The sequence below is a fragment of the Williamsia muralis NBRC 105860 genome, assembly GCF_001598915.1.
In the GTDB taxonomy this organism is placed as follows: domain Bacteria; phylum Actinomycetota; class Actinomycetes; order Mycobacteriales; family Mycobacteriaceae; genus Williamsia; species Williamsia muralis.
The window spans coordinates 340869-353001 of sequence record NZ_BDAP01000002.1 but is presented as its reverse complement, the minus strand read 5'-3'; the positions used below and the strand labels follow the sequence as shown (position 1 = coordinate 353001).

At 65.5% G+C, this 12133-nt stretch carries 12 protein-coding genes; 6 read left to right on the top strand and 6 right to left on the bottom strand.

Annotated features, from left to right (window positions below):
• Position 1 precedes the first annotated feature (1 nt).
• The 3 genes from WIMU1_RS08465 to WIMU1_RS08455 are packed head-to-tail and all read left to right on the top strand — an operon-like array spanning position 2 to position 4829.
• On the top strand, positions 2–1711 hold the full coding sequence (locus WIMU1_RS08465) for an ABC transporter ATP-binding protein (protein ID WP_062796416.1): 1710 nt from the start codon (positions 2–4) through the stop codon (positions 1709–1711).
• Positions 1708–3528, top strand: coding sequence for an ABC transporter ATP-binding protein (locus WIMU1_RS08460; protein ID WP_062796414.1), 1821 nt, complete (start codon positions 1708–1710; stop codon positions 3526–3528). Before WIMU1_RS08465 ends, WIMU1_RS08460 begins: the two co-directional genes overlap by 4 nt.
• Positions 3525–4829 carry a lysine N(6)-hydroxylase/L-ornithine N(5)-oxygenase family protein gene (locus WIMU1_RS08455; RefSeq protein WP_062796412.1) on the top strand — a complete coding sequence of 435 codons (1305 nt, stop codon included), beginning with the start codon at positions 3525–3527 and terminating at the stop codon, positions 4827–4829. The genes WIMU1_RS08460 and WIMU1_RS08455 overlap by 4 nt, the downstream gene beginning before the upstream one ends.
• Here the strand turns inward: WIMU1_RS08455 and WIMU1_RS08450 are convergent.
• Both WIMU1_RS08450 and WIMU1_RS08445 read right to left on the bottom strand, forming a co-directional pair.
• On the bottom strand, positions 4826–5239 hold the full coding sequence (locus tag WIMU1_RS08450; protein ID WP_062796410.1) for a RidA family protein: 414 nt from the start codon (positions 5237–5239) through the stop codon (positions 4826–4828). The two genes, WIMU1_RS08455 and WIMU1_RS08450, sit on opposite strands and share 4 nt — an antisense overlap.
• A 30-nt stretch (positions 5240–5269) precedes the next feature.
• Entirely contained in the window at positions 5270–5899 is a 630-nt protein-coding gene (locus tag WIMU1_RS08445; protein ID WP_084248187.1) for a TetR/AcrR family transcriptional regulator, read from the bottom strand.
• A 103-nt stretch (positions 5900–6002) separates the two neighbouring features.
• Here WIMU1_RS08445 and WIMU1_RS08440 point away from each other — a divergent pair, with 103 nt between their 5' ends.
• Positions 6003–7106 (top strand): NAD(P)/FAD-dependent oxidoreductase, encoded by a 1104-nt coding sequence (locus WIMU1_RS08440; protein WP_062797476.1) that lies wholly within the window; start codon positions 6003–6005, stop codon positions 7104–7106.
• On the opposite strand, the gene WIMU1_RS08435 is transcribed toward WIMU1_RS08440, so the two are convergent.
• Positions 7103–7639: a hypothetical protein gene (locus WIMU1_RS08435; RefSeq protein WP_243404430.1), complete on the bottom strand. Its 537-nt coding sequence runs from the start codon at positions 7637–7639 to the stop codon at positions 7103–7105. The two genes, WIMU1_RS08440 and WIMU1_RS08435, sit on opposite strands and share 4 nt — an antisense overlap.
• A gap of 151 nt (positions 7640–7790) precedes the next feature.
• Here WIMU1_RS08435 and WIMU1_RS08430 point away from each other — a divergent pair, with 151 nt between their 5' ends.
• Complete coding sequence (locus WIMU1_RS08430; protein WP_062796406.1) at positions 7791–8579, top strand: sulfite exporter TauE/SafE family protein; 789 nt, start codon at positions 7791–7793, stop codon at positions 8577–8579.
• Between the two features lie 51 nt (positions 8580–8630).
• Here the strand turns inward: WIMU1_RS08430 and WIMU1_RS08425 are convergent, their stop codons facing one another.
• Positions 8631–9038, bottom strand: coding sequence for a RidA family protein (locus WIMU1_RS08425; RefSeq protein ID WP_062796404.1), 408 nt, complete (start codon positions 9036–9038; stop codon positions 8631–8633).
• A gap of 64 nt (positions 9039–9102) precedes the next feature.
• Here WIMU1_RS08425 and WIMU1_RS08420 point away from each other — a divergent pair, with 64 nt between their 5' ends.
• Positions 9103–9723, top strand: coding sequence for a TetR/AcrR family transcriptional regulator (locus WIMU1_RS08420; RefSeq protein WP_174548714.1), 621 nt, complete (start codon positions 9103–9105; stop codon positions 9721–9723).
• A gap of 321 nt (positions 9724–10044) precedes the next feature.
• Here WIMU1_RS08420 and WIMU1_RS08415 read toward each other — a convergent pair whose 3' ends face one another.
• Together WIMU1_RS08415 and WIMU1_RS08410 are read right to left on the bottom strand one after the other, a co-directional pair.
• Complete coding sequence (locus WIMU1_RS08415) at positions 10045–11679, bottom strand: monocarboxylic acid transporter (RefSeq protein WP_062796400.1); 1635 nt, start codon at positions 11677–11679, stop codon at positions 10045–10047.
• Positions 11676–12038, bottom strand: a complete 363-nt coding sequence (locus WIMU1_RS08410; RefSeq protein WP_023954569.1) for a DUF485 domain-containing protein — start codon at positions 12036–12038, stop codon at positions 11676–11678. Before WIMU1_RS08410 ends, WIMU1_RS08415 begins: the two co-directional genes overlap by 4 nt.
• Positions 12039–12133: the final 95 nt, after the last annotated feature.

Genomic DNA, 12133 nt, shown 5'->3' with positions numbered 1-12133 from the left:
CATGAGGCCTCGGCACACCCGGTCCGGCGCAACAATTCTCCGCGACAGTGCGCGAAGTAACGCCCCGTTGCTGTCCGGCGCAGCACTTCTGCTGTGCCTTCATCAGGCCTGTGAGGTTGCGGTCCCCGTTCTGATCGGCGTGATCATCGACCGGGCGGTGACCAACGGCGATATTGGTTCCCTCGCCACCGGAATCACTTGGCTCGCCGCGGTATTCGTGGCGCTGACGATCTGCTATCGACTGGGCGCACGGCTCGCGATGCGTGCCGCCCTCGATCAGGCACATCGGCTACGCGTCCAGGCCACCCGCCGCGTGCTCGACTGCGCGATGCTGGACACCGACCTGCGCAGCGGGGAACTGATGGCGGTGGCGGGCACCGATGCCGACGAAACCGCGGCACTGCTCCGGTACCTGCCACAGGCGGCGGGTGCCCTGGCCGCCGTCGCGGTGTGCGGCGGCGCGTTGCTGGTCATCGACATCCCACTCGGACTGGCCGTGTTCGTCGGTGTGCCGGTGCTGCTGCTCGGATTACAGCTCACCGCACCGGGTTTGACCCGGCAGATGATCACTCAACAACAGGGCGTGGCCGAGACGTCGGGATCAGCGGCAGACCTCATAGCCGGTCTGAGACCGCTACGCGGTATCGGAGCCGAGGAAGCGGCCGCGGCGCGCTACCAGAAGTCGAGCCAGGATGCGCTGGTCGCCATGCGGCGCGCAGCGCGTGGGCAGGGCATGTTCATGGGGGCGGCCGCGGGAATCAGCGCGATCCTCGCCGTGGGTGTCGCCACCGCTGCCGGATGGTTCGCGCTCAGTGGCCGGATCAGCGTCGGGGAACTCGTCACCGTGCTGGGGATCGCGCAGTTCTTCCTCGAGCCTCTCGCCGTGCTCTCGATGTTGCCAGGAAAGGTGTCGACCGCCCGCGGATCGGCCGAACGACTCGCGCTCATCTCAGACGCCGACGTGGTGAAGTCCCGGGCAACCATGCCGCTCGGACCCGGGCCCCACGGCATCGAGTTCCGGGGCGTCGAATACCACAGCCTGCGCGGCCTCGACCTCATCGTGAAACCCGGTGAATGCGTGGGCATCGTCGCCACCAGTGCCCACGACGCCCACGCGATACTCGCCCTGATATCTGGCGTTGCCACACCGTCGGCGGGGGGCGTCTGGGTGTCGGATGTTCCCGCCGAATGCACCGACACATCCGAACGGCCGCGACCACTGCTGATCGCTCCGCACGCGACTGACCTCTTCACGGGATCCGTCATGGACAATCTCCGCGCCGGCGATGACGACCTCGACCCCATCGCGGTCGGCGATGTGTTGCGGACCGTGGCGGGTGAAGACGTGGCCGCGGCCCACACAGACGGCCTCGATCACGTGGTCGCAGACCGTGGCTACTCGTTGTCGGGAGGGCAGCGACAGCGACTGGCACTTGTCCGCGCACTGCTCGCCGACCCCGCTGTTCTGGTCTTGCACGACCCGACCACTTCGATCGACGCCGTCACCGAACGCGCTGTGGCGCACCATGTCCATCGTCTCCGGCATCAGCGACGGGCCGACCGCACCACGGTGGTGATCACCAGCAGCCCAACCCTGCTGTCGGTGATGGACCGTGTTGTGCTCGTCGACGGGGGCCGGGCCGAACGCGACGGCGCGCACGCCGATCTGACCGCCATGGACAACCGGTACCGCGAGGCGGTCCTGCGATGAGCCCTGAGTTGCACGAAGACACCCGGGTCCTCCCGGTCGCTTCCGGACGACAGACCAGGTCGTGGCTCGCCGCTGCCCTGGCCCACCACCGCGCGGCGGTCGCCCGTGTCATCGCCGTATCCGCCCTTGCCGCAATCGCATCCGTGACTCCGGCGTTGGCCCTGGGAGTGCTGGTCGATCGTGTGGTCGCCGGTGCCGGTACCTCCGTCCTGTTGTCCATCGCCGCGGTCGCCGCTGCCGCCGCGCTGGTCGGCGGAGTGGCTGCGGGACTCTCGGTCTACTCCGTGGCATCTCTGGGGGCCGGGCTGCTTGCCGACCTCCGTGAGAGCGTGATCCGGCGGGCGCTCCGCATGCCCACCCGGGTGCTCGAAGACACCGGGCGGGGCGACCTGCTGTCGCGCGTCACCAACGACGTTGCGGCCGTGAGCAAAGCCGTGATCACCGTGCTGCCCACCATGGTGATCGCGACCATCCTCACCGCGGTGAGTATCGCCACGATGGTGGGGCTCGACTGGCGCCTCGGTCTCGCGGGTGCTGCCGCATTGCCGCTTTACGGGCTCGCTCTGCACTGGTACCTGCCTCGGTCATCCCCGCGCTACGCGGCCGAACGGCGTGCAGTCGGCGAACGCTCCCAGGCCATGGTGGAAAGTTTCACCGGCCTTCGCACCGTGCACGCGTACGGACTCGAGGCATCGCAGGCGAGCATCGTCGAGACCAAGTCCGCTGCGGCGCGCGACATCTCCATTGCCGCATTCACGGTGTTCACCCGCATGGTCGGCCGGGTCAACCGGGCCGAGTTCGTCGGGCTGGCAGCGGTTCTGGTGGTGGGCTTCATGCTCGTCGAGGACGGTGCCGTGTCGGTGGGTGCAACGACAGCCGCCGCGCTGCTGTTCCACCGCCTGTTCAATCCGATCGGCATGATCCTGTACAGCTTCGCCGACCTCCAGCTAGCAGCGGCCGGCCTGTCCCGGCTGATCGGCGTGGCCATCTCGACCGACGTCGATTCCGACGCCCCTGCCGACGCCCAGATCGACAACACTCTGATCGGCGGCGCGCCGACTCGGGGAGGCGCCGTCGAACTGCGCGCCGTTCATTTCGGATACGACGCTCGCCGGCCCGTTCTTCGCGGGATCGATCTCCGCATCGAAGCAGGCACCCGAGTGGCGCTGATCGGAGCGAGTGGCGCCGGCAAGTCGACGCTGGCGGCCATGGTCGCCGGAAACCTCACCCCGACATCGGGATCGGTGATGATCGGTGGCATCCCGTTGGACACGTTGCCTACCGACATCGTCCGGCAACACGTGGCCACCGTCAGCCAAGAGGTCCATGTGTTCGCCGGACCACTGATCGACGATCTCCGTCTCGCCAGGCCGTCGGCCAACACGGACGAGGTCTGTGCCGCGCTCGACACCATCGGAGCACTCGAGTGGGTTCGCGAGCTGCCCGCTGGTCTGGACACCGTCGTAGGCGAGGGCGGCCATCAGCTCACCGATGCGCAGGCTCAGCAGATAGCACTCGCCCGGCTGGTCCTGGTGGACCCGCCGATCGCCGTACTCGACGAGGCCACCGCCGAGGCGGGCAGTCTCGGCGCGCGCGATCTGGAGCGCTCGGCGGCTGCTGCCACGGCCGGGCGAACGACGTTGGTGGTGGCGCACCGGCTCAGTCAGGCAATGCAATGCGACGAGGTGGTCGTGCTCGATCGCGGCACGGTCATCGAACGGGGAACGCCGGCTCAACTGCTGGCTTCTGAAGGACTTTTCGCCCGAATGTGGGCGGCATGGACGATCCAAGGACACGGAAGGGGCGCGGAGCAATGAATGACCACAACACGGAGGTCGTCGACGTCCTCGGAATCGGTTTCGGTCCGTCGAACCTCGCACTGGCCATCGCAGCGGAGGAATTGAACTCCGGACTGCACCCAGACCAGCGGATCACCGCCCGATTCGTGGAAGGCAAAGAACAGTTCGGCTGGCACCCTGGAATGCTGTTGCCTCGCACGACGATGCAGGTGTCATTCCTCAAAGACCTGGCGACACAGCGCAACGTTCGCAGCGAGTACACCTTCCTGAACTATCTCGCGGAGGTGAACAGGCTCACGGAGTTCGTCAACTTCCAGACCTTCTTTCCCACCCGTCACGAGTTCCACGACTACCTGGAATGGGCGGCTCGCAAAGTCGATGCCGACGTCTCGTACGGCACCCGGGCTGTGCTCATCGAGAACTCCGGAGACTGCTTCGAGATCCACGTGGAAGGGCGGCACGCCGGCATCATCAGGGCCCGCAACATCGTCGTCGCAGCCGGCTTGGTGGCCAGGCTCCCCCTCGGGATCACAGCGTCGCAGCGGGTCTTCCACAACCACCAACTACTCCCGCACCTCGCAGAGTTGCCCGAGCCCACCGCCAACAGTTTCCTGGTGATCGGAGCCGGCCAAAGCGCAGCCGAGGTCGCGGAGTACCTGCACACCAACTATCCCGGCGCGGAAGTACACGCGGTGTTCGCCAAGTACGGATACACGCCCGCCGACGACAGTCCGTACGCGAACCGGATCTTTGATCCCAACGCGGTCAACGACTTCCACTCGTCGGCTCCCGAGTTCCGGCGTCGGCTGCAGAACTATCACCGCAGCACCAACTACTCGGCGGTGGACCTCCCGCTCATCGAGGAGTTGTACGCCCGCGAATACGACGAACGAGTGCGCGGCCAACGCCGCCTGTTCGTCCACGGCGCCTCCGAGGTGACCCAAGTGGTCGAATCGGACACCGACGTGACGGTGACCGTTCGTCACGAGCCGACAGGCCTCACCGAGGACATCGTCTGTGATGCGGTGGTGTGCGCCACCGGTTTCGATCCGCTCGACCTCAAGGAGATCTTGGGGGATCTGACGAACAGCGTTGCGTACGACGCTGCCGGACCCCAGGTCGCCCGCGATTACCGCCTCATCACCACCTCACCCCTGCCCGGCGGGATCTTCTTGCAGGGAGGGACCGAACACACGCACGGCATCTCGTCGTCACTGCTGTCGAACATCGCCGTTCGCACCGGGGAGATCGTGAAGTCCGTGGCCCGCGACCGCAAAGGCGAGGCGGTGTCGACACTTTCGCGGGGGAGCCTCGGCTAGGTCTGGTCAGCCAAGGGCCGGGCGGCCACCGCCTCGACCTCGAACAGGATGTCCGGCATTGCAAGTCCCGCAACTCCGATGACCGTTTGCGTGGGCGGTGCGGCGCCGCTGCCCTGCACTGCCTGGCCGATCACCCCGAGTTTCTCGAAGTCGGGACCCACCACATAGGTCCTGAGTTGGACAACGTTGCCTAGGTCGAGTCCGTGGGCGGCGAGGGCGACACCGAGGTTGCTGAAGGCCTGCTTCACCTGCCCGGCGAAGTCTGGCGAGATGACCATGCCGTCCAGGCCCGATCCGTATTGGCCCGCGACGAACACCAGCTCTGCGCCGGACGGAACACTCGCAGTGTGGCTGTACCCGAACGGAACCGGGTCATGCAGCCCCTCGGGGTTGACGATGGTGTGGGACATGACTTCACCTGTTTCTCATCGAGACGTCCTTCAGACGTCGGTCGGGTTGGGCTCTGATGTGTTGAGGGCGAATGCAAGTTGGGCGAGAACCACCTCGCGGTAGTCGACATCCGTAGGTGACAGATGTTCGAGCACAACCGGATACAACAGGCCGACGATGTTCGCCACGACCACCTCGATGATGGCGTCCGAGCCGAAGCGGGGGCGGAAGTCACCCGCGTCGATCCCGCGCCGGACCGCATCGACAAAGGGCTTGCGGTACTGCTCTGCGAGCGTGGCGGCATGTTGCTGCAGTTCGACATCGTGCGCGGCGGCCGTCCAGAACTCCATCAGCATTCGCCAGGTGGCAACGTCCGTGGCCAGGCCGCGGTCGACCATCGCGACGAGCTGCTCCCACGGATCTTCGAATTGAGCTGCGAACTCGTTCATTGCGTCCACCGCAATGGAAGTGGCGCGATCGAAGGCTTCGATCAGCATGTCCTCGCGCGATCCGAAATAGCCCTGCAACGTGCTCACTGCCACACCCGACGCGGCGGCGACGTCGGTGTAGCGGGTACCGCCGTACCCGCGGTCCGCGAGTGTCGCGATCACCTGGTCGAGTACGGCCGTGCGCCTCGCACCGCCCGCTCGGCGGCTGCGACTCGGTCTCGGCTCACTCATGTTCATACCGTATCACCATACGGTACGGATATACCAGATCGCCTCGACCGCCACCTGGACGAACAGTCTCGCCGGCACGGTAGGGATGCGTCAGACTGACACCATGACCGTGACCGTCGATTGCCTGGTCATCGGCGCAGGTGTGCTCGGCTTGGCTGTCGCGAGGCGCCTGGCGCTGGGCGGGCGGGACGTGGTGCTGGTCGACGAGGCGGATGCGATCGGCACGCAGACGAGCTCGCGCAATTCCGAGGTGGTCCACGCCGGCATCTATTACCCGCGGGGCAGCGCCAAGGCCCGGCACTGTGTGGCCGGTCGGCAGATGTTGTACCGCTACTGCAGCGACCGGGCCATCGATCACCGGCGGATCGGCAAGCTCATCGTGGCCACTGATTCCGACCAGCTCGCCCGCCTCGACGCGATCGCGGCTGCAGCGGCCGCAAACGGGGTCGACGACCTCCGGCTACTGAACCGGGACGACCTGGCCACGATCGAACCCGGACTCGACTGTGCGGGCGCGCTCCACTCGCCGTCGACGGGCATCATCGACAGCCACGGACTGATGAGGGGCCTGCATCGCGATGCCGAAGACGCCGGTGCGACAACCGCTCTGCGCACCAAGATGACGGGCGGGCACATCGGGCGCGGGCAGCTCGCCGTCGAGCTCGACGGCACGGCGATCAGCTGCAGAACCGTGGTGAACGCCGCCGGGCTCGGCGCCTGGGATGTCGCACGAGGCATCGAAGGTGTACCACCAGAGACCATCCCGAGGCGATTTCTGGCAAAGGGTAACTACTTTGTTCTCGAGAGCGGCCGAGTTCCGTTCTCGCAGTTGGTCTATCCCGTACCTGTCGGCGGCGGTCTCGGCGTACACCTCACGCTGGATCTCGCCGGCCAGGCTCGGTTCGGCCCGGACGTCCAGTGGACCGACCACATCGACTACCACGTCGACGCCGCCAGAGCAGACCAGTTCCACGCAGCGATCCGGCGTTACTGGCCCGGCCTGCCGGACAACTCACTGGTACCCGCCTACTGCGGAATCAGGCCCAAATTGTCGGGCCCAGGCGACGGGGACAGCGACTTCCTCATCCAAGGCCCCGCCGCACACGGGACGCCCGGACTGGTGAACCTGTTCGGCATCGAATCACCCGGCCTGACGTCCTGCCTGTCGATCGCAGAGGCCGTGGCGTCGATCGTGGATGACCGCTAGAGAATTCGGTCGTTGTCCGGATCGTCGGGATTTTCCGGTTCCTCGGGCGGGGGTTCGACCGGACGGCGCAGGTTGGCGATCGTCGCGTCGATATCGGCGAGCGCCTTCGTCTTCGACGCGTAGAAAATCTCGCCGGGAAGCAACTCGAGCCAACGCACCGACCACCCGATGTCACGCAACGTGTCGCCGCTCTTCTCCGGCGACGCCGCGGCAGCGATGAGTCGGTCATCGAGCTCGAACACCGCATCATCGAGGCGTCCTCGTGCGGCCAGGAGTTCGTCGTCACTGCGCAGGGAAGGGTTCTCGTACACCAGGCCCATTGCGTAACGGATGCGTCGGTGCAGGACGGCCTCTGGATCGGTGGCGGTGGTCCATTCAGCGGGCGCCCGCCCGGGCTTGCCCGGGACCAGGTCGGTGGAGCGGGCAAACCGTCGCACCCGCTTGTTGGAGTCGTAGGCGAACCACAGGCCCCCGAGCAGCATCAGCACGGCGACGACCACCGCGGCGACGACGATCAGCCACGCCACATCCATCACCCTCTCGACCCAACGATCACAACCTTCTGGCCCACGTTAGTTCAGGCACGGGCGTGGCCGGGGACCGCCCGTCCGCGTCATCACACGCCGGCCTCATCTACGCGAGGCCGCTACCAACCCGCTTCGACGCCCGTGGCACGGTGAAGCAATGTCTGTCTGGGAAGTGGTCGCGATCCTGATCGCCGGCGTGGGCGCCGGAGCGATCAACGCGGTGGTCGGCAGCGGAACACTCATCACGTTCCCCACACTGGTTGCGTTCGGATTCGCTCCGGTGACCGCAACGATGACCAACGCCGTGGGGTTGGTGGCCGGCGGCGTATCGGGGACATGGGGCTACCGGCGCGAACTGCGCGGACAGTGGCCGCGGCTGCGGTGGCAGATCCCCGCCTCGTTCGTCGGAGCACTCATCGGCAGCTGGTTGCTGCTGCACCTACCGGAGAAGGCCTTCGAGACGATTGTCCCGGTGCTTCTCGTCCTCGCATTGGCGCTGGTGATCTTCCAGCCCAGGATCCAGCGTTGGACAGCCTCTCGGATGGCCTCGGCACCCGTCGACGACAACAACGACACCGTGCTCAGTCCCGCGCGCCTGGCTCTGGTCACCGGGGCGACACTGCTCGTCGGTATTTACGGCGGTTATTTCACTGCGGCACAGGGCATTTTGCTGATGGGCGCGATGGGCGTGCTCGTCTCCGACAACCTACAACGCCTCAATGCCGCCAAGAACCTGCTCTCCCTCATCGTGAATGTGGTCGCCGCGGTCACCTACACCATCGTTGCGTTCGACCGAATCAACTGGGCCGCTGCCGGTCTCATCGCCATCGGCTCGCTCCTCGGTGGAGTGATCGGCGCCAAGTACGGCCGGAAGTTGTCACCGTCAGCGTTGCGGGGCGTGATCGTCCTGGTCGGTCTGATCGGATTGTGGCGACTGCTCGTCTGACCCGTAGTTGGCTGCTACAGGTCCGAGGCCATCAGCGCACAGCTGCAGCGCTCAGGGCAGTACCGCAGTGGCCTCCACCTCGACCAGCAGATCAGGCTCGCCAAGGGACGCAACACCCAGGAGCGTGATGGGTTTGGTGGGGTCCACCCCCAGCTTCGCCGCCGCGCGGCCAACGCCTTCACCCAGGAGCGGGAACTTCTCTTCGCTCCAATCCATCACGTAGACAGTCAGTTTGGCGACGTCGTCGAAGGTGCCGCCCACTGCGGCCAGTCCCGTCGCGATGTTGAGGTACGCCTGCTCCACCTGTGCGGCGAGGTCGCCCTCCCCCACAGGTTTGCCATCGGCGTCGCGAGCGACCTGTCCCGCGAGGAACACCATCCGGGATCCGGTGGCAACCGAGAGCTGCCGGTACACATCGGGTTTGGGCAAGCCATCAGGGTTCATCAGTGTCACGGGCATGGCAATCTCCTTCTCGAGGTCCTGCGGTCCCTCAAACCATAGCAGTGTTATGTATTGTAGAGAAGTGGTCAGAACAAGAGATCCGGCAGTACGTGCCCTGTTGGTCGAGCGCGCTGCGGTGATGTTGGGGCAGCGCGAATCCATCACCCTGCGCGCGCTCGTCGACGGGACAGGTGTTTCGACGATGGCGGTGTACACCTACTTCGGCGGGATGGACGGCCTGCGGATGGCAGTGCGGCAGGAGGGGTTCACCCGGCTGGAAGCACTTCTGCAAGAGGTCCCGGTCACCCGCGACCCGGTCAAAGACCTTGTGGCACTGTCTGCGGCGTACGTCACCAATGCGTCACTAAACCCCGACCTCTACCGGGTGATGTTCGAAGACGGCATCGCACTGGAAGATCCCGCTGCCGCCGACAACACCCTGGAGCATCTGGTGCAGGCCGTGGCGCGATCCCGACAGCATGGACGGCTGCGCGATGACGTCGACCCACTCGATCTCGCGACGCAGTGCTGGATAGTCGGCCACGGACTGGTGTCGCTGGTGGTCACCGGACCACTGCCACCACAGGCAATCCATCACGGTGCGGCGATGCTCACCTCGCTGCTGACCGGAGCCGGCGACGCACCGGACACGTGCAAGCGGTCGGTGCGGCTGGGATGGAAACCCGACATCCCCGGCATCTGACCAACACGGACTGCAACCGGAGGATCTGAGGCCAAGGCACGCACACCCTCCGGTTTCGTCGACTCCCTCCGGCTGCAACCGGAGCATCTGACTGCAATCGGAGGAACTACCCCTACGGCCACACACCCTCCGACTGCAACCGGAGCCTGGGGACAAACCAACTCGGCCCCACCATTTCTGTATTGGTGGGGCCGAGTCTTTCGGAGGGTGTGGCCGCGGTTGTTCTGGACTGCCGACGAGCGAGCGCAGCGATGTGAGGAGAAGGGAAGAACTACCGCCTGATGGCCACGTCCGACAAAGCGAGCGGAGCGAGCAGAAGGATCAGTGGGATACTGCCTTCTCGACGCCCACTCCGGTCAGCGACCGAACTTCCATCTCGGCCTGCTTGGCAGCGTTCTCCTTGCGACGGCCGCCGATGTAGGTACCGATCACCGCGAGCAAGAAGCCTGCCGGGATCGACACGATGCCCGGGTTCGACATCGGGAAGAGGTCGAAGTTGGCGTCGGGGAACATCGAGGTCGGCTTGCCCGACACCGCAGGCGAGATCACGATCAACCCGATGCAGGTGATCAGACCGCCGTAGATGCTGAACAGTGCGCCGGTGGTGTTGAACCGCTTCCAGAACAGCGAGAACAGCAACGTCGGCAGGTTGGCCGACGCGGCGACCGCGAAGGCGAGAGCCACCAGGAAGGCGATGTTCTGCCCCATGGCCGCGATGCCCAGGACGATGGAGACCACGCCGATCACGACCACGGTGATGCGTGAGACCCGGACCTGTTGTTCCTCGGTGGCGTTGCCGCGCTTGATGACACTGGCGTAGATGTCGTGGGCAAACGAGGCCGACGCGGTGATCGCCAGGCCGGCCACGACGGCGAGGATCGTCGCGAAGGCGACCGCCGAGATCACCGCCAGGAAGATGGTTCCGCCGAGTTCGAACGCCAGCAACGGTGCCGCCGAGTTCTCCTTGCCCGGTGCCGCGAGGATCTTGTCCGGTCCCACCGATTTGGCGGCTCCGTAACCCAGCACCAGGGTGAACAGGTAGAACGCGCCGATCAGGGCGATGGCCCAGGTGACCGAGCGACGAGCTTCCTTGGCGGTCGGCACGGTGTAGAAGCGCATCAGCACGTGGGGCAAGCCTGCGGTACCGAGGACCAGGGCGATACCCAACGAGATGAAGTCGAGCTTGGACATGTCACTGATGCCGTACTTGGCGCCCGGCGCAGCGATGTCACGACCGGCGACAGCTTTGCTCGCCGAACCACTCACGGTGGCTTGGGCATCGGCGATCAACTGCGAGAAGTTGCCTTTCACGGCGAACAGCACCAGGACGAACATCACGCCGGCGCCGGCGATCAACAGCACCGCCTTGACCATCTGGACGTAGGTGGTGCCTTTCATGCCGCCGATGAGGACGTAGGCGATCATCAGCACACCGACGACCGCGACCACGACACCCTGACCGAACTTGCCGTCGATGTTGAGCAGCAGCGCCACGAGTCCACCGGCACCGGCCATCTGGGCGAGCAGGTAGAACAGCGAGACCGTCAGCGTCGACAGTGCAGCAGCCATCCGCACGGGGCGCTCTTGGAGCCGGAAACTCAACACGTCGGCCATCGTGAAACGGCCTGTGTTGCGCAGCAATTCGGCAACGAGAAGCAGGGCGACCAGCCACGCGACGAGGAAGCCCACCGAGTAGAGGAAGCCGTCATAGCCGTAAACCGCGATGGCACCGGCGATTCCGAGGAACGACGCGGCCGACAGATAGTCGCCGGCGATCGCGAAGCCGTTCTGCGGTCCGGAGAACTGGCCGCCACCGGTGTAGAAGTCAGAAGCCTTCTTGGTGGTCTTGCTGGCGCGGATCACGATCGTCATGGTGATGACAACAAACGCTACGAAGATGGCGATGTTCAGCGCGGGGTTGCCGACAGAGGCGGCGCCTGCAGCGAGCGAGGTCATTTGAGCGGTCCTTCCAGCTCGTCGCGGATCGCGGCAGCGCGGGGATCGAGGTCACGGTTGGCGAACCGGACGTAGACGGCGGTGATCACGAAGGTCGTCAGGAATTGACCGAGACCGAGGATGATGCCCAGGTTGATGTTTCCCCAGACCTTGGTGGCCATGAAGTCGCTGGCGTAGGTCGCGAGCAGGACGTAGAGCATGTACCAGGCGAGGAAAAAGGCCGTCAGAGGAAAGACGAAGACGCGTAGGCGGCGGCGCAGGTCCTGGAACTCAGGGCTTGCCTGCATGTCGATGAATGCCTGCGCGTCCGGTGCGGGTCGCTGTGGCGACGCCTCCGGGCTCAGGTCGGATGTGGTCATGACGACTCCTGGGGTGAAGGGAAAAGCTCGTATCGGACATTAGTGAGATGCCGGTCACAGCAGAAGGATGTGGCCGCAGTCACACGGCGAGCTGT

Bases quoted from the DNA above. Each gene is read 5' to 3' on its own strand.
- WIMU1_RS08435 (WP_243404430.1), bottom strand. From the start codon at position 7,639: ATGGATGTGGCGTGGCTGATCGTCGTCGCCGCGGTGGTCGTCGCCGTG.
- WIMU1_RS08460 (WP_062796414.1), top strand. From the start codon at position 1,708: ATGAGCCCTGAGTTGCACGAAGACACCCGGGTCCTCCCGGTCGCTTCC.
- WIMU1_RS08440 (WP_062797476.1), top strand. From the start codon at position 6,003: ATGACCGTGACCGTCGATTGCCTGGTCATCGGCGCAGGTGTGCTCGGC.
- WIMU1_RS08425 (WP_062796404.1), bottom strand. From the start codon at position 9,038: ATGCCCGTGACACTGATGAACCCTGATGGCTTGCCCAAACCCGATGTG.
- WIMU1_RS08415 (WP_062796400.1), bottom strand. From the start codon at position 11,679: ATGACCTCGCTCGCTGCAGGCGCCGCCTCTGTCGGCAACCCCGCGCTG.
- WIMU1_RS08410 (WP_023954569.1), bottom strand. From the start codon at position 12,038: ATGACCACATCCGACCTGAGCCCGGAGGCGTCGCCACAGCGACCCGCA.
- WIMU1_RS08465 (WP_062796416.1), top strand. From the start codon at position 2: ATGAGGCCTCGGCACACCCGGTCCGGCGCAACAATTCTCCGCGACAGT.
- WIMU1_RS08430 (WP_062796406.1), top strand. From the start codon at position 7,791: ATGTCTGTCTGGGAAGTGGTCGCGATCCTGATCGCCGGCGTGGGCGCC.
- WIMU1_RS08445 (WP_084248187.1), bottom strand. From the start codon at position 5,899: ATGAGTGAGCCGAGACCGAGTCGCAGCCGCCGAGCGGGCGGTGCGAGG.
- WIMU1_RS08455 (WP_062796412.1), top strand. From the start codon at position 3,525: ATGAATGACCACAACACGGAGGTCGTCGACGTCCTCGGAATCGGTTTC.
- WIMU1_RS08450 (WP_062796410.1), bottom strand. From the start codon at position 5,239: ATGTCCCACACCATCGTCAACCCCGAGGGGCTGCATGACCCGGTTCCG.